Source organism: Streptomyces sp. NPDC006798 (assembly GCF_040635975.1).
In the GTDB taxonomy this organism is placed as follows: Bacteria; Actinomycetota; Actinomycetes; order Streptomycetales; family Streptomycetaceae; genus Streptomyces.
The window spans coordinates 96,959-114,075 of the sequence record NZ_JBEYIS010000003.1 but is presented as its reverse complement, the minus strand read 5'-3'; the positions used below and the strand labels follow the sequence as shown (position 1 = coordinate 114,075).

Below are 17,117 nucleotides of genomic sequence, written 5' to 3'. Positions count from 1 at the left end.
GGTGGCGAACACATGGGACAGAGAGCGTACGAAACGGCGTTTCGGGCGAATCCTGTCCCGCGGCGCCTTGGCGGTCCTCGTCACGGGCGCCGTACTCGCCGGCGGTCTCGTCGTCCTGCCCGGGGAACCGGATCGGGTGCCCGCCGAACCGGTCTCGGCAGCCACCGCTCTGACGTCGAAGACGGCGCAGGCGGAGGACCAGGCCCGGGCCGCCGCGCGAAGTACGGGTCAGCAGGTGGAAGTACTCCGGCTACGGGGCGAGCGCACCCAGACCTTCGCCGAACCCGACGGCACCTTCACCTCGCGGCAGTACACGGAACCCGTGCACGCCGTCCGTGACGGTAGCTGGGTGGCCGTCGATCCGACACTCCAACGCGGCACCGACGGTATCTGGCGTCCGAAGGCCGCGACCGTCGACCTGGAGCTGTCGTCCGGCGCATCGGGCACTCCCTTCGTCTCCATGGAACGCACCGGCCGCTTCATGTCACTGACCTGGCCCTACGGCGCGTTGCCGAACCCCTTGGTCCAAGGCGACACCCTCACCTATCCGGACGCCCTGCCCGGGGTCGATCTCCGAGTACGGGCCGAGGCCGACGGATTCGGCCAGCTGCTGGTGGTGAAGACACCGGAAGCCGCGAACGACCCCCGGCTGACCCGGATCAGCTTCGGCCTCGACACCCGTGGGCTGCGGTTCACCAAGAACGCCGCAGGCGCCCTGAAGGCGGAGGACTCGGAGGCGGGCGGTACGGTCTTCGAGGCGGGCAAGCCGGTCATGTGGGACTCCGCGTCCGTCCGGGAGCAGCCGCCCGCGGCCCTGAACGCCCGGCCCTCGCGGACGGGACCGGCAGCCCGGACGGTGTCCGCCCCGGCACTGGACGGCCCGGGCGGTGGCGGCAGGAGCACCGAGGTCGGACTGGAACTGGGCAACGGCACCATGACCCTCGTACCGGACCAAGCCCTCCTCAACGGGGCGAACACCGTGTTCCCGGTGGTCATCGACCCCATCACCAAGACCAGTCACCGCACCGCGTGGACCGGTGTGATGTCGGGAATGCCGACCGAACGGGACTGGAAGTACGGAGACAGTGCGGGCGCCGGCAAGTGCCCCACCGACTACAACCCCGTGTCATGCAACGGCGTCGATGTACGTCGACTGCTCTTCACCATGCCGGTCTCCTTCTACCAGGGCAAGCAGATCCTGGGGGCGACGTTCTCCGCGCGGGTGACGCATATCTACAGCGCCACACCGCAGGCGGAGCCGATCCGGCTCTACCGGATCGGCGGCAAGAACCACACGATCACCTCGTCCAGCAACTGGTCGAACACGAAGGACGACTGGCTGGCCCACGTGGAGACCGTCGACAAGCCCATCTCGCCGACATCATGCTCCAGCCAGGCCAATCTCCACTTCGAAAGCGGCCCGTCGGGCGGCCTCACCGGCCAGATCCGCACAGCAGCCGACGAGGGATGGTCGTCCATGACCCTCGGGCTGCGGGCCGCCGACGAAACCCGTTTCGCCGAGTGGAAGCGGATCTGCGGGAACGCCTACCTCTCGGTGCGGTACAACACACTGCCCCGGCAGATCAAGACCGCCGACATGGACACCGACCGAGGGGAATGCGTCTGGGGCGCGACCAACCGCCTCTACACCGAGAAGCTCCCGGTGCTCCAAGTCCAGGCCGTGGATCCCGACCACGGGAAGGCACAGACCGACAAGGTCAAGGTGCAGTTCAAGGTCGACTGGACCCAAGGGGGTCAAGCACACTCCTACTTGTACGACACCGGGTATCTGGCTCCTGTCTCCGGTACCAAGTTCACCCACACCGTCCGGAAAAGCATTCCGCAGAACACCGTGGTCTATTGGAGCGCCCGGGCGTTCGACGGGGACGGCTGGGGGCCCTGGAGTTACGAAGGCAGCGCTCAGCGGTGCGAGTTCATCTACGACGCTACGCTGCCGGGCGCACCGAACGTGCTGTCCAAGCAGTATCCGTCGGACACCGTGTACCACGACGGCGTGGGCACCACCGGCACCTTCACCTTCGCGCCCAACCCCAACGACAGCAAGCCGGACAACGACGTGGTGAAGTACCACTACGCCTTCGGCAATGTGGTCACCACGGCCTCTCCCGCGCTCACACCGGCCAGTGCGGGTGGTTCCGTCACGGCCTCCTGGACACCCACCAGGTCGGGACGTCATTGGGTGGAGGTGCTCGCCGTCGACCGGGCCGGGAACTCGGGTACCCGGGCACGGCATTCCTTCCTGGTCAGTGAGGGCAGACCGGTTGTCGGTCAGTGGAATCTGGCCGACGACCCGGGGAGCCCGACGGCTCACGACGAGACGGAAAAATACTCCGCGGACGCAGGTCCCGGAGTGACCTTCGGCGTCGAGGGCCCCGGGGGACGAGCCGACTCTGCTGCCCGCCTCGACGGCGGTGCCGGTGGATATCTCGACTCCGGTGACACGGTCCTCAGCAGCGACCAGAGCTTCACCGTCAGTGCCTGGGTCCGCCCCACCGATCTGACCCGTGACGCGGTTGCCGTGAGCCAGGACGGCACCGGAGAGCCCGGATTCACCCTCGGCTACGACGCCGTCGCCGGAACCTGGGCATTCTCCCTCCCGGTCGCCGACGTGGACGCGCTCGGCTCCTGGCAGGCCGTAGCCGGCGGTGTCACACCGGTCAGGAACCAGTGGGTCCTGCTCACCGGCGTCTACGACGCCCAGACATCCGACATCCGGCTCTATGTCAACAAGGACCTCAAGGGCAGCGCCAAGCGCGACTCGGTCTGGCGGTCCTACGGCCCGCTCCAGATCGGCCGGGCCACGGCGAAAAGCGGATACGAGGACCACTTCACCGGTGACCTCGCCGAGGTCAGGGTCTTCGACCGGATTCTTCCGGCGGGCGAGGTAGCGGAGCTGATGACTCTCAAACCCGAGCGCAAGGGGTACTGGCAGCTCGACGCCCCGGGGGCGACCTCCCCCGAAACCGGTGGCGGGCAGCCGTTGAACCTCGCCGGAGGTGCGCAGATCTACCGTCCGGCCGATCCCCTCTGGGACCCCCGCGCGCTGGTGGGCGACGGGCATCTCGTCCTCGACGGCCTCGACGACCATGCCGCGACGGCTACGGCCCCGGTCACCGGTGGGGCGAGTTTCACCCTCACGGCCAGGGCACGTATCACCGCGATCGACTCGCCCAAGGCGCAGACGGTGCTGTCGCTGCCCGGCACCGCGGCGAACCGACTGGTCGTGCGTTACCGGCCGCCCAGTGGTGACCAGCCTTCCAAGTGGGAGCTCGCGGTCGCCGACTCCGATACGGCCACGGCTCAGGTCAAGTCCTTCGCCGACGACATGGTGCTCCCCGACAGCGGTGGCTCGGGCCAGCATCTGGCGGCGGTCTACGACGCCGTCGCCAACGAGGTCCGGCTCTATGTGGACGGTCAGCTCACCAGTAGCGCCCATGGGGTCGACAACACGCTGTGGCTCGCCAAGGGCGGCCTCCAGATCGGCCGTTCGGCCCTGGGAGGCGGCGGCGAGTACTTCGCCGGCGCCCTGGACGAGATCCGTGCCTACAACGGCGCGGTCGACCCCGTCGCGATCCGTCAGATGTCCTCCCTGACAGCGCTGCCTCATATGTAGCCCCACGTCCCCGTCCGGGGTGTGCCCGGGTCCTGGCGACCCGGGCACACCCCGGACGGACCACATCCGACCGGCGGGTCCGCATCCGGAACCGCCGGGCACTCCATCACCGCAGATCCGCGGCAACCCATTCTCGTTTTCACTTCCTTGACGGAGTTTCATGAGACCGCGACAAGGCCGACTGCTCAGTCGGCGTATACCCGGACGAGTGATGACCGTGGTCGTCACGGGCCTGTGCATGGTCCTGGCGGGCACCACGGTCCAAGGCGTGGCCTTCGCGGCCGGAGAAACCGGAAGAACAGCCCGGCCCGGGGTACAGGACGTGCCGGATCCGGTACGGGTCGGAGCAGCCAAGAGCCTGCCCCGTCCCGTGAACCCGGCCGCCAAGGCAGCCGTCGACCGCCTCGACCCGGCTGTCTGGCCCAAGGGCGGCACCCGAGAGGTCCAGGTCTCGGCCGACAGTACGAAACCGGCACCGGTGACCGTCGGCGGGCTGCCCGTACTGGTCGGCGCCCCCAAGTCCCGGAACCCCGGGACGCCCTCCGCGCGATCCGCGCCCGGGGAGACCGGCCCGGCGAGGGTCCGCGTAGAAGTGCTGCCCACGGCACGCGCCGCCGACCTCGGAGCGGGTGCCGTATTACGCGTACAGCGTGCGGACGGTTCACGGAGCCCGGCCAAGGTCCGGCTCACGGTCGACTACTCGGCCTTCGCCGAAGGGTTCGGCGGCTCCTACGGAGCACGGCTGCGTCTGGTGCAGCTGCCCGCGTGCGCCGCCGTCGCAGAGCCGGGGAGCCGGGCCTGCCCCGCACCGCCCAAGGCACTGGCCACGGTCAACGACGCCGAGGCCCGGACCGTCAGCGCGGAGGTCGCGGCCACCCCCGCGACACTGGGCGGTGCTTCCGCGGCCACGAACCGAACAGCACCGCTGTTCGCACTCACCCCCGGCGCCTCCTCGTCCCAGGGCAACTACGGCGCGACCGGCCTGTCGCCCTCCGCGAGCTGGAGCGTCGCCCCGTCGACCGGCGGATTCACCTGGTCCTATCCGATGCGTACGGTCCCGGTCCCGGGCGGGCTCGACCCGACGGTCGGCCTGTCGTACTCCTCGCAGTCCACCGACGGACGCACCTCGAACACCAACAACCAGGGCTCCTGGATCGGTGAGGGCTTCAGCTACGAACCCGGCTATGTCGAGCGCAGCTACAAGCCCTGCGCGGAGGACGGCCACAACACCTCGGCCGAACAGTGCTTCGCCTTCGACAACGCCACGATGATGCTCAACGGGAGCTCGACCCGGATCATCCTGGACGACACCACGGGGAAGTGGCGGCTCGCCGACCCCGACGGGTCGACCGTCGAGAAGGTCGGTGGCATCTCCGGAGGGCACTGGAAGATCACGACGCCCGACGGCAAGCAGCACTTCTTCGGCCGCAGCCAACTGCCGGGCTTCACCGCGGGCAAGGAGGAGACACATTCCGCCTGGACCGCGCCGGTGTTCGGCGACGATCCCGGCGAGCCCTGCCACAACGCCGACTTCAGCAAGGCGCACTGTCAGCAGGTGTGGCGCTGGAACCTCGACTACGTCAAGGACGTACACGGCAATGTGATCTCCTACTACTACGGTAAGGAGACCAATCACTACTCCCTCAACGGCAAGACGGACGTCAACGGAACGCCGTACCACCGCGGGGGCTACCTCAAGCGCATCGACTACGGGCAGCGCGACGGTCAGGTCTACACGACCCAGGCGCCCGCCAGAGTCGTGTTCGGCGTCGGCGAGCGCTGTCTGTCCGGCGCCCCCTTCGACTGTTCCGAGTCCAATCGCACCAAGGCCAACGCCGCCCACTGGCCGGATGTCCCGGTGGACCGGGAGTGCAAGGCCGGCGTCAAGTGCTCGGCCGACCAGCGGTCGGTGACGTTCTTCACGACCAAGCTCCTCACGTCCGTGGTGACTCAGATGCGCACGGGTACCACGGGCTACCAGGACGTGGACGCCTGGAAGTTCCGTCATAGCTTCCTCGACAACGGTGACGCGTCCCAGGCTCTGTGGCTGTCGTCCATCGAGCACGAGGGCCGGGTCGGCGCCGTCGCGAAGATGCCCCTGCTCGAATTGTTCGGTACCCAGCTCGACAACCGGGTCGACATCGACGGCGACAACATGTCGCCCTTCCGCCGTTTCCGTCTCGCCACGGTGCTCAACGAGACCGGCGGTCAGCTGGACATCAACTACAAGCCCGCCGAGTGCACCGTTCCCACACTCCCCCAGCCCGGCCACTCCACCAAACGCTGCTACCCCGTCATGTGGGCGGGGCCGGGGCATGTGGAACCCGTGAAGGACTGGTTCCACAAGTACGTCGTCGGTGAGGTGATCCAGACCGACCGCACCGGCGGTGGCGAGAAGATGGTCACCCGATACGACTATCAAGGCCCGGCCGGGTGGCGGCACTCCAAGCCCGACGGCATCACCCCGGAGAACATGCTGACCTGGGGCGACTGGCAGGGGTACGGCAAGGTCAGCGTCACCTCCGGCCCGGAGAACGGCAGGCGCAGCCGGACCGACCACACCTACTTCCAGGGTCTCCACGGCGACAAGCTGCCCGGTGGAGGCACCCGGGTCGCCCAGGTCGTCGACTCCGGCGGGACGACCCACGCCGATGACGAGGACTACATCGGCTTCGAGCTGGAATCGGCCGTCTACGACAACGGAAAGATCACCAACAAGGTCGTCAAGCATCCCTGGAAACACCACACCGCGACCCAGACCAAGCCCTGGGCCACCACCCGGGCCACTCTCGTCCAGCCCCGGCTCACCCGTGGATTCACCGCCCTCGCCTCGGGCGGATGGCGCGAGACGAAGTCCACGATCACCTACGACACCGCGGTTCCCAGCGGTCGTATCACCGAGTCCGAGGACCTCGGCCATGTGGTGCACGCCACCGCGACTCCTCAGGAGAAGGCCGATGCGGCCAAGGACGACACCTGCATCAGAACCTGGTACGCCGACAATACGGATGAACCGAACCTGCTCGACAGCGTCAAGCGGGTCGAAAAGGTATCGGTGGCCTGTGACGCCGCGGTTGACCGCTCGAAGCAGGTCATCTCCGATACCCGCAACTTCTACGACGGCCAGGCGGCCCACGGCGCCGTACCCACCCGGGGCCTGGTGACCAAGGTGGAGCGGCTGGCGTCGCACAACGGCACCACGGCGACCTATCAGACGACCGCCGAGAACCGTTACGACGCCTACGGCCGCGCCGAGTACGCCACCAGCCCCGCCACCGGGGCCGCGACCACGGTCTTCACCATGGTGAACGGCCTCACGACCCAGACCAGGGTCACCAACGCCAAGGGCCATGTCAGCAGCACGGACTTCGATCCCGCCTGGGGTCAGACCCGTGGTCATACCGATCCCAACGGCAAGCGTCAGGACCTCACCCACGACGCCCTCGGCAGGGTCTCCCACATCTGGCTGGAGGACCGCCGCAAGTCGGTCGAGACCCCCAGCACCAAGTTCACCTACCAGGTCCGTCGTGATCAGCCCGTGGCCATCAAGCGGGAGCTCCTCGAACGGGACGGCACCTACGCCGACGACTACACGCTCTACGACAGTCTCCTCCGCCCCCGGCAGCGGCAGGCCGAGGGCCCCGGCACCACACGTCTGGTCGCCGACACCCTCTACGACGGACACGGCCGCGTCACGACCTCGTACGACACCTACCAGGCGACGGGCGCACCGACCAGCAGCCTCGTGACACCGAGCCTGGGCGACATACCCACGATGTACCGTCATGAGTTCGACGACACCGGGCGTCCGACGGCCACCGTCTTCGCCTCCAACGGCGTCGAGCAGTGGCGCAGTACCAACAAGCACGAAGGCGACCGGAGCCATGTCATCCCGCCTCAGGGCGGCGTGGCGACGACTTCGTTGACGGACACCGCCGGACGCGTCACCGAACTGCGCCAGTACCAGAGCGGCGTCCCGGGCACCGCCGGTCCGACCGCCTACACCTCCACTCGCTACAGCTACACACCCGCCGGCCACCTGGCGACGGTCACCGATTCGGCGAACAACACCTGGTCCTTCACCTACGACCAGCGGGGCCGCGAGACCCGGTCGGTCGACCCGGACGCCGGTACGACGGAACTGACGTACGACGACGCGGACCGAGTCACCGCCACCAGGCACGTGGAACGCGACAAGACCATCAGCTCCACCTACGACGTACTCGGCCGCCCCCTGTTCACCTACGACGGCCCCGTCTCCGCGAACAAGAAGCTCACGGAGACCAGATACGACAGCGCCGGCATGCTCGGGCGAGCATTCGCCTCGCTGAGCTACGTCCCCGGTACCAACGAGTTCTTCGGCTCCGTGGTTCAGAGCACCGACAGCTTCTACCGGCCGCTGCAGACCGCGTACAGCGTCCCGGCTTCCCAGGGCACCGGGCTCACAGGTGTCTACGTCTTCACCAACACCTACAACACCGACGGCACACAGAGCACCGCGGGGCTCCCGGCCGCGGGCGCGCTGCCCGCCGAAAGCCTGGCCTACGGTTACGACACGCTCCAGCGCCCGGTCAGCCTCACAGGCGCGGCGACCTACGCCACCAACACCATCTGGTCACCCACCAGCAAGCCACTCCAGTACGAGCAGAGCACCGGCACCAAGAAGGTCTGGAACACCTTCGAGTACGAGACGGGCACCCAGCGTCTGACCCGTGCTCTGGTGGACGTCTACGGAAGCACCGGCGGCGCGGCCAAGAAGACCGCCTACTCCTACGACCAGGTCGGCAACGTTCTGTCCATGGCGGACACCGGGTCCGGCAGTGCCACGCCGGACGTCCAGTGCTTCGCCTACGACCAGAACAAGCTGCTGTCCGAGGCGTGGACTCCGGCGACGGACACCACCGGCGCCCAGGGATCGGGAACGGTCGGCACCACCAACCCCCTCCAGGGCTCGCGTCCTTCGGCCTGCGCCACCGATCCGGGGGCAACGGCACTGGGCGGCCCCGCCCCGTACTGGAAGTCCTACCGGACCGACGCCATCGGGAACCGTACCCAGGACATCATCCGAGATGTCACCGGTGACCGGTCGAAGGACGTCACCCGTACCTTCACCTACGGCGAGAACGGCGCAGGCCCGCACGCCGTCACCAAGGTGACCGAGCAGACCCCCACCGGGCCTGCGATGTCCCGCTACACCTACGACGCCGCGGGCAATATGACGACCCGCACGATCGGCGGCGACACCGACACCCTCACCTGGGGCTCCACGGGCAAGGTGGACAAGATCTCCCGCCCCGACGACGTCACCACCCCCGACAAGAACGAGGCGTCCGAGACCGCCTTCCTCTACGACGCGGGCGGCAACCGGATCCAACGCAAGGACCCCACCGGCACCACCGTCTATCTGCCGGGCACGGAACTCCATCTCCCCACCGGCACGACGACCGCCACGGCGACCCGCTACTACCAACACCTCGGCCAGACGGTCGCCGTCCGCGGCAACGACGGCAAGGTCACCTTCACCGCCTCCGACCACCACGGCACCGGCGACCTGGCCGTGGACGCGACGACCGGAGCGACGACCTACCGCCGCTCCGACCCTTACGGCAACCCCCGGGGCGCCGGCCCGGGCACCTGGCCCGGCTCCAAGGGCTTCGTCGGCGGCACGATCGACAAGTCCACGGGCCTCACCAACCTGGGGGCCCGTCAATACGATCCGGCCCTCGGCAAGTTCATCTCAGTCGACCCGATCATCGACTACTCCAACGCGCAGCAGATGAACGGCTACGCCTACGCCAACAACTCCCCGGTCACCCACTCCGACCCCACGGGCCTGCTGACCGATGTGTGCCGGGAGGGCATCGCGCACTGCTCCCACTACGGCGGGAAGACGACCTACAGGAAGAACAACAACAAGAAAAGCGCCCCGCCCGAGAGCGAAGCGGAACTGAACAACTGGCGCGCAAAGAACGACCAGGTCCAAGCGAAAAAGTCGATCCAAAAGACAATCGACAAGATGTCCGATCAGATCGCCGAAATCGCCGGGGTCGAAGCAGTTAAAGACTGCCTAGCCAATCCAGGGGTGGGCATCTGCCTCAAGGCGGCTGGCGAGATCGCCACCCTCTTCGTCGGAACGGGCGTCAAGTTCCTAGTCAAGGGAAAACGGGTCGCGAAGGTTCTGAAACTCCTTCCTGACCTCAAGAACAACATCAATGACGTCAGAAATGCCGACAAGAGAGCCAAGAAAGCAAAGAAGGAGCTCGACGAGGAACGTCGGACTCTTGGCAACTGCCTGACGCAGAAGCACAGCTTCCTTCCGGACACTTTGATTCTCATGGCCGACGGCAGTCGGAAGAAAATCAAAGACATCCGACTCGGCGACAAGATCCTCACAACCGACCCCAAGACCGGAAAGAACGTCGCCCGCGAGGTCGTCCGCACCATCACCACGAAGGACGACAAGGACTTCGTCACCCTGCGGCTCGACACCTCCAGGGGCAAGCAGACTCTGATCTCCACGGTCAACCACCCCTTCTGGGTTCCTGAACAGCAGAAATGGGTTGAGGCCAGCCAACTAAAGCCCGGCACTGCGCTGCACACTGCACAGGGAGAGCGTGCCCAGCTGGCAGCGGCCCTTTCCTTCGAAAAGCGGCAGCAGACATTCGACCTGACGATCGACGGCATCCACGCATACTATGCCCTAGCGGGAGCCGTATCACTCCTCGTTCACAACGACAATTGCGGAACAATTGTTCCAAGCCTGGTAAAATTCTCGCAGGATGAGATCAGCAGAACATTCAGTACAGGTATGACCGTCGATCACGTAGCTTCCGGATTGAGGTCTGGATGGATCAAGCCTGGGAACATTCCACCGATACGCCTAGTAGTCAGAGATGGCAATCTCTTCACTCTTGATAACCGTCGCTTGGCGGCATTCCAGAAGGCCAGAATGCCAGTCCCGTTCAGAATGGCTTCACCGAAGGAAGCCGCTTCCGAGTCCTGGAAGTTCACCACGGTGACCAATGGCGATTCTATCGTTGTCCGCGAAACAGGAGAGGTATGGTCTCCGTGAGTAACCTCGATCCAGATACATCATCCGTTCAATCACGCGAGGACCTGTCGAGATTTTTGCTCGAGTTGGCCGAGAGAGTCGATGCGGGCTCTTTTCCTAACGAAAATGAATCATCAGCGGCCTACACGCGAGCTGCGGGTTATTGGGTTCGCTCGATGAAAGGGTTCTTCTTGAACCGTGGCGAAGAAGTTCCGGGAGATCCTAGCTGGGAAATGATCGCCATGATCTTTTCGGCAGCCTTCACCTATGAGTAGCCTCGCCAATCGAAGCTTGATCAAAAATCGAGGCACAAGCCTGCCGACATCGTTCGACCTCTCCGCTATTTAGTGGGCAGCAGTTCGAAGCCCCGCCAGGCACCCTGGCGGGGCTTCCGCAATTGATTTCGTCGAACAGTGCCCAAAGAGCAGCGGGCTGCTGTTGTTAGAAAGTGCCGTGCCGGTCGACAATCAGGTGGTGCTTGAAGGCGGGGCGGCGCGGTCGACGGACGAGGGGCCGACATGATCCCCCCTTGAGAGCACGGACGTGGGAGTCGTCCACGGCGCAGTCGTCCAGTACCAGGCGAGTTCGCGCGGCGCAGTTCGGCCAGCAGGGGCGGCAGCAGCGCGGCCAAACGCTGGTCTCGGTCCAGTCCCGCAGCTGCGCCAGGCTGTGACTCCGGAGCAGCCCACGGTCTCAGCCGGAACGTCGCGCCAGACGACGCCGGTCCGCAGGACGTACAAGATACCGGCGATAGCCGCGCCCGGTCCGGCACGCGAAGCCGCCCGGGATACCGGCGGCACCGTTCGGGAGCAGGTGGCAGCAGCGGGGCCACTCGCTCCCACAGGTCGTCAGGAACAAGATCAGCACGCACCCGGACACGCTGCCGATCAAGATCGATAAGCGCAAAAACCGCAGCTCAACCCATTCTGAAACGATCAGCAAGGCGGGTCCGGCTAAGGAGTTCACTATTTATGAAGAGTTCGCCCCCCCCTACTCCGAGGACAGTCAACATGGCTAGCAGGCGCAGGGGTCATGACGCCAGGCATCGGTGCGGGGGGCAGGTGACACAGATACATGGAGAAGTTTTGCCATTACTGGTGGCCCCACGAAGCAACTACTCCAGGTAATTGACTCTCCGTGGGGCCTGCGGACAAGTGGACAGTCAACGAAAAAGCCAAATCAGGTCGATAGTCTTCGTCGGGCAGCTGACCACGAAAGGCGGTCTGGCTGCAATCCTCCCGCGGATACTCCTGACCGGAAGGACGTAAGGACGTCTGGAGTCAGCCGAATCCGCAGGCCGAGGGGTCAGATCAGCCGGAAGAGGTCGGCGGCCGTGCGGACGTCCGTCAGGTCCTCGATCGAGCGGAGGTTGTCACAGAGGGCCTCCAGGACGGAGTCGGTCCGGGCGGCGCGCGGGGCGTCCACGGCCAGGCCGAAGACGCGGAAGCCCAGCCGGTGTCTGGACTCGTACCAGTCGCTGGTCCACTCCTCGGTGACCTCGCACTCGTCGTCGGTGAGTATGACGATGTCGCCCCGGGCGCGGGCCGTGTCGTCGAACTCGGCGGCCAGGATGTCCCGTGCCTCCGTCAGGGGGCGCTGGTAGCTGGTGCCGCCGCCGAGGAAGGTTTCCGCGAAGTCGATCACTTGGTCGATGTCGACGGGGCTCCCGGCGGGGAAGCGGAAGACCCGGAGTTTGTCGGCGGCGGCGAAGAGGATGCCGACGAAGTCGCGGTTCGCGTGGCGGGCCTGGTCCAGCAGGGCGAGGGCGCATGCCTTGGCCCAGGCCTCCCGGGGGACTCCGCCGGGGCCTGTGACGTACATGGAGTGGGAGGTGTCGATACAGGCGATCACGGCGCCCCGGCCGGTGGGGCGCTCGCCCCGGGTGTCGTAGAGCATCAGCTCTCCGGCGGCGTAGCGGGCGGCGAAGACGGCGCGGAGTTCGGGCAGGCCGAGGTTGGCCAGTTCGGAGGGGATGATCCGGGAGAGGTCGTCGCCGAGGGTGACGCCGACCAGTTCGCCGGTGGTGTTCTCCACCTTGTGGGCGCGTTCGCCGTCGGCCATCTGCCGGAAGCGGCCGATCAGTTCGGCCCAGCGGGCGAGTCTGCCGGTGCGGAGCCGTTCGGCGAGGCGGGCTCGCCGGTCGTAGGGCATCCGTTCCAGTTCGCCGGGGCCGACGCCCCAGGCGCGCATCAGTGTCGCCTCCGCCGTGACGGCGCGGGCGGCGTTCGCGGTGGCGTTCCGTGCGGCGGCGCGGATGCCGGGGGCGGCCTCGGCGATGGCTCGGGCCGCGTCACGGGCAGCCCGCGCGGTGTCGGGGGTGTTCGTCCGCGTGTCCGTGGCGGCGGCCCGCAGGGTCCGCTCGTGGGCGTCGTGGGAACCTTCGAGGATCCGGCGCAGTTCGGCGGCCTGGACGAGGACGGCCATGGCCGCCGCGTAGGGGTCGCCCGCCGTCTCGCGGCGCATGCCGGTGAACTCCGGTGAGTCCATCAGCGCGCTCACGATCTGGTGGTTCACCAGCCGGGAGGCGGGCATCTCGGGGCCTCCCCGCAGCCGTGGGGCGTGTTTGTAGGCCGCCAGGAAGACATCTGCGAGGAGGTCGGCGGCGTGCTCGTACCGCGTACTCAGCTCGGCGGCCAGTTCGCGCAGGGCCGCCGACTGCTCGCAGGTGTCGCGCCAGGTCATCCGGTCGAAGCGGTCCGCGACCACCGCCCCGGTCTGCCATCGGGGTACGTCGGCGTCGTACGGGCGGGTGTCCATCGTGCTCGCCCTCCCCCGTCAGAGCTGGGACCGCGCCGTGCTCTCGTCCATGCCCAGGGCCTCGGTGAGGACCCGGGCGCGGACGGCTCTGCGGCGGACCGCGACCCGGTCGATGGCGGTGGTGGAGCGGCCCGCGCCGGCCGCCTCCGTACGCAGTTCCTCCAGGCGTCTGCCCGCGGTGGCGAGCTTGTTGTGGGCCTTCTTGATGACCCATTCGCTCAGGGCCTCGCGGGACTGTCCGGCCATCGCGTCGAGCTGGGCCTCCAGTTCGTCGATGGTGTCGGCGAGGTCGAGGGCTTCCTTGGCGTCGGGGTTGACGAGTTGGAGGAGTTCGCGTTCGACGGTGGGGCGCTGGGCGGGCGAGTCCCACAGGACATGGCCGAGTACCGGCAGATCGGCCTCGGTGACCGAAGGGCGGCCGTCGAGGTAGGCGGACGCCTGGAGCAGGCCCACCGACTGTCGCCAGCGGCGGTCGGAGGCGATGAGTTCCCTGCGGCGCAGAGCGGCCCGCAGGGCGCAGATGGCGTCCACGATCGGGTCGGGGACGTCGACGGCCGGAACGGACTCCTCGACGGCGTACCGCAGTTCGGCGAGGGTCACGGTGGTTCTGACCGGCGCCGCCGGGCGGCGTACGGCGGAGCGGACCAAGGCGGCGAAGTGGGTGGGGTCGGCGAGATAGCCGACCTCGATCCGGACCAGCAGCCGGTCGTAGATCGCGGCGGTGTCCTCACCGGTGGGCAGTTCGTTGCTCGCCGTGATCGCCCCGATCAGGGGGCAGTGGACGGGTTCGCCACCGCTCTCGGGGTGGTAGATCCGCTCGTTGAGATAGCCCAGGGTCTCGTTGAGGGCGGCCGTGGAGCATTTGAAGATCTCGTCGATGAAGGCGATATCCGCGGTCGTGGCGCGCCCGTCGTAGATCTGGCGGTATTCGCCCCGGGTCAGCGCGGCCACGTCGACGGGCCCGAACATCCTGGTCGGGGCGGTGAACTTGGACAGCAGGATCTCCCAGTAGGACGCCCCGTCGATCCTGGCGGTCAGCTCCCTGGCCAGTTCGGACTTGGCCGTCCCGGGCGGGCCGAGCAGCAGCGAGTGCCGGCCGGCGAGCATCGTCACCATCAGGGTCCGGATGACGTCGGCCCGCTCGTAGAAGCGGTCCGACAGCTCGTCGCGGATCGCCCGCAGCCTCCCGGCAGTGTCCCGCGCGTCCCCCGCGCCCATGTCAAGCTCCTCCGCTCCGACGCCCCGCCGGGCCCGACGATACGGCGCGCCCGGAGCCCGGGCGGGGGCCGGGCGGCCGGAAATCGGCGGTGGCCGCCGTCGGGTGCTCTCGGAACGGGCCGGTACGGCCGGACCGGGCGGGGTCGCGCTGTCCGGAAAGGGCCTGTGGACGGCGCGGGGCAGCCCCGGGGTCGGGCTTGAGAGACTGGCCGGTATGGATATCGGTCGCAGGAACAATGTCACCGTCACCGGCGACCCGCAGGGGCCGACGGTGGTGCTGGCCCACGGGTTCGGCTGCGATCAGAACATGTGGCGGCTGACGGTGCCCGCACTCGCCCGTGATCATCGGGTCGTCCTCTTCGACTATGTGGGGTGCGGGCGGTCCGACCTGTCGGCGTTCTCGGTGGAGCGGTACGCGTCGCTGGAGGGATACGCGCGGGACGTGGCGGAGGTGTGCGAGGCGCTGGAGCTGCGGGACGCGGTGTTCGTGGGGCATTCGGTGAGTGCCATGACCGGGGTGCTGGCCGCCGCGATGGTGCCGGAGCGGATCGGTGCGCTGGCGATGGTCGCTCCGTCGCCGCGCTATATGGACGACGAGGGGTACCGGGGCGGGTTCGGCGCCGCGGACATCGATGAACTGCTGGCGTCGCTGGACGCCAACTATCTGGGCTGGTCGGCCGCGATGGCTCCGCTGATCATGGGGAACCCGGACCGGCCCGAGCTGGGTGAGGAGCTGCGGAACAGTTTCTGCGCCACGGATCCGGAGATCGGGCGGGTCTTCGCCCGGACCACGTTCCTGTCGGACTCCCGGGACGATCTGAAGGGTGTCCGGGTGCCGACGCTGGTGCTGGAGTGTGCCGAGGACATGATCGCGCCCCGGGAGGTCGGTGCCTTCGTCCACCGGTCGATTCCCGGTTCGGCCCTGGTGACCCTGGAGGCCACCGGGCACTGCCCGCAGTTGTCGGCGCCGGAGGCGACGAACCGGGCGTTGCTGGAGTTCCTGGCGGGGCTGCGCTGATGCCACCGGCCGGACAGCACCCCGATCCGTACGGGACCGGGGACGAGCGCGCCCCGGACGCGGCTTTCGCGGCGCTGCTGGAGGACAGCGCCGAGGACCTCTACGAGTCGGCGCCCTGCGGCTATCTCTCCACCCTGATGGACGGCACGATCGCGAAGATCAACCGGACGTTGCTGGAGTGGCTGGGTCTGGAGCGCGCCGAGGTCGTCGGGCGGCTGCGCTTCACCGATCTGCTGACCATCGGCGGCAGGCTCTACCACGAGACGCACTTCGCCCCGCTGCTGCGGTTGCAGGGCGAGCTCAGCGGAATCGCGCTGGAGATCAGGCGGAGCGACGGGGAGCCCGTACCCGTACTGGTCTCGTCGGTGATCAAGTACGGCGGTTCGGGCGAGCCCCAGTTGATCCGTACGACCCTCTTCGACGCCCGCGACCGCCGCGCCTACGAGGAGGAGCTGCTCCGGGGACGGAAGTCGGCGGAGGAGGCGCGGGTACGGGCCGAGGCCGACCGGGCCCGGTTGCAGGACGCCCTCGCCGTACTCCAGAGGTCGCTGCTGCCGGACAGTCTGCCGCGGGTCCCGGGCATGGAGACGGCCGACTACTACCACACGGCGTCCCCCGACCGGCTCGGCGGCGACTTCTACGACGTCTTCCCGGTCGACGGCGCCCGGTTCGGCTTCTTCCTCGGAGATGTCTGCGGCAAGGGCCCCGCGGCCGCCGCGCTCACCTCCCTCACCCGTTACACGCTGCGCGCCGCCGCCCTGCACGACCCGGATCCCGTCGCCGCCCTGACCACGTTGAACACCGTGCTCCACGAGCGCTGCGCGGACAGTGGCGATCCCCGCTACTGCACGGCCGTCTTCGGGATCCTCGAACCCGGCCCCGGATCCGGCCGGGTCTCCGTACGGCTCGCCTCGGGCGGTCATCCGCCGGTCCTGGTGCTGCGTGCCGACGGTACGGCCGCTCCGCTGCCCACGCCCGGGGGGCTGCTGGTCGGCGTGCTGCCCGACGCGCCCTTCGCGGCGGCGGCCACCGTCCTGGGCCCCGGGGACACCCTGCTGCTGTACACCGACGGTCTGACCGAGGCGCGGACCGGGGAGGGCCGGGCCGACCGCTTCGGCGACGACGCCCTGCTCGCCTTCGCCGCCGCACAGGCCGGTAAGTCCCCGAGCGATGTCGTCGACGCCCTCACGGGGCTGCTGAAGGATCTCGGCGACGGACTGGACGACGATACGGCGCTGCTCGCCCTCGGCGTCCCGGCCGCCGACCCCGGCCCGGACGGGGACCCGGGGAACCCCGCGCGGGGACCCGGCCCGGCGGCCTGAACCCTCCCGGCGTCTTCCGGCACCCGCCGGTCCCGTAGGGCGCGCCGCCATGGCGGTGGCGCCACGGGGCCGGTGGGGTGACCGTCCCCGGAACCATCCGCAGAACCGCCCGCACAC

7 protein-coding genes and 1 pseudogene are annotated in these 17,117 nt (G+C 68.0%); 5 read left to right on the top strand and 3 right to left on the bottom strand.

The features are described 5' to 3' along the window. Positions 1-67 precede the first annotated feature (67 nt). From ABZ714_RS02850 to ABZ714_RS02840, 3 genes are all read left to right on the top strand, one after another. Positions 68-3,634, top strand: a complete 3,567-nt coding sequence (locus ABZ714_RS02850; protein WP_358823334.1) for a LamG domain-containing protein — start codon at positions 68-70, stop codon at positions 3,632-3,634. 211 nt (positions 3,635-3,845) lie between these two features. Then, positions 3,846-10,706 carry an RHS repeat-associated core domain-containing protein gene (locus tag ABZ714_RS02845; RefSeq protein WP_358823333.1) on the top strand — a complete coding sequence of 2,287 codons (6,861 nt, stop codon included), beginning with the start codon at positions 3,846-3,848 and terminating at the stop codon, positions 10,704-10,706. After that, positions 10,703-10,960 (top strand): hypothetical protein, encoded by a 258-nt coding sequence (locus ABZ714_RS02840; protein WP_358823332.1) that lies wholly within the window; start codon positions 10,703-10,705, stop codon positions 10,958-10,960. Before ABZ714_RS02845 ends, ABZ714_RS02840 begins: the two co-directional genes overlap by 4 nt. A 175-nt stretch (positions 10,961-11,135) precedes the next feature. Here ABZ714_RS02840 and ABZ714_RS02835 read toward each other — a convergent pair. The 3 genes and pseudogenes from ABZ714_RS02835 to ABZ714_RS02825 all read right to left on the bottom strand — a co-directional run. Beyond that, positions 11,136-11,583 (bottom strand): annotated as a pseudogene (locus tag ABZ714_RS02835) (transposase); the annotation flags it as partial. 407 nt (positions 11,584-11,990) lie between these two features. After that, complete coding sequence (locus tag ABZ714_RS02830) at positions 11,991-13,442, bottom strand: VWA domain-containing protein (protein WP_358823331.1); 1,452 nt, start codon at positions 13,440-13,442, stop codon at positions 11,991-11,993. An 18-nt stretch (positions 13,443-13,460) separates the two neighbouring features. Further along, on the bottom strand, positions 13,461-14,660 hold the full coding sequence (locus tag ABZ714_RS02825) for an AAA family ATPase (RefSeq protein WP_358823330.1): 1,200 nt from the start codon (positions 14,658-14,660) through the stop codon (positions 13,461-13,463). Positions 14,661-14,874: 214 nt separating this feature from the next. On the opposite strand from ABZ714_RS02825, the gene ABZ714_RS02820 reads away from it, so the two are divergent. Together ABZ714_RS02820 and ABZ714_RS02815 are read left to right on the top strand one after the other, a co-directional pair. Further along, on the top strand, positions 14,875-15,678 hold the full coding sequence (locus ABZ714_RS02820; protein ID WP_358823329.1) for an alpha/beta hydrolase: 804 nt from the start codon (positions 14,875-14,877) through the stop codon (positions 15,676-15,678). Continuing rightward, the gene (locus ABZ714_RS02815; RefSeq protein WP_358823328.1) at positions 15,678-17,000 is read left to right on the top strand and encodes a SpoIIE family protein phosphatase; all 1,323 of its coding nucleotides are present in this window, start codon (positions 15,678-15,680) and stop codon (positions 16,998-17,000) included. Before ABZ714_RS02820 ends, ABZ714_RS02815 begins: the two co-directional genes overlap by 1 nt. The last annotated feature ends 117 nt before the right edge of the window (positions 17,001-17,117 follow it).

Excerpts from the sequence above, each read along its gene's own strand:
- ABZ714_RS02845 (WP_358823333.1), top strand. The coding sequence starts at position 3,846 with ATGACCGTGGTCGTCACGGGCCTGTGCATGGTCCTGGCGGGCACCACG.
- ABZ714_RS02830 (WP_358823331.1), bottom strand. The coding sequence starts at position 13,442 with ATGGACACCCGCCCGTACGACGCCGACGTACCCCGATGGCAGACCGGG.
- ABZ714_RS02825 (WP_358823330.1), bottom strand. The coding sequence starts at position 14,660 with ATGGGCGCGGGGGACGCGCGGGACACTGCCGGGAGGCTGCGGGCGATC.
- ABZ714_RS02820 (WP_358823329.1), top strand. The coding sequence starts at position 14,875 with ATGGATATCGGTCGCAGGAACAATGTCACCGTCACCGGCGACCCGCAG.
- ABZ714_RS02815 (WP_358823328.1), top strand. The coding sequence starts at position 15,678 with ATGCCACCGGCCGGACAGCACCCCGATCCGTACGGGACCGGGGACGAG.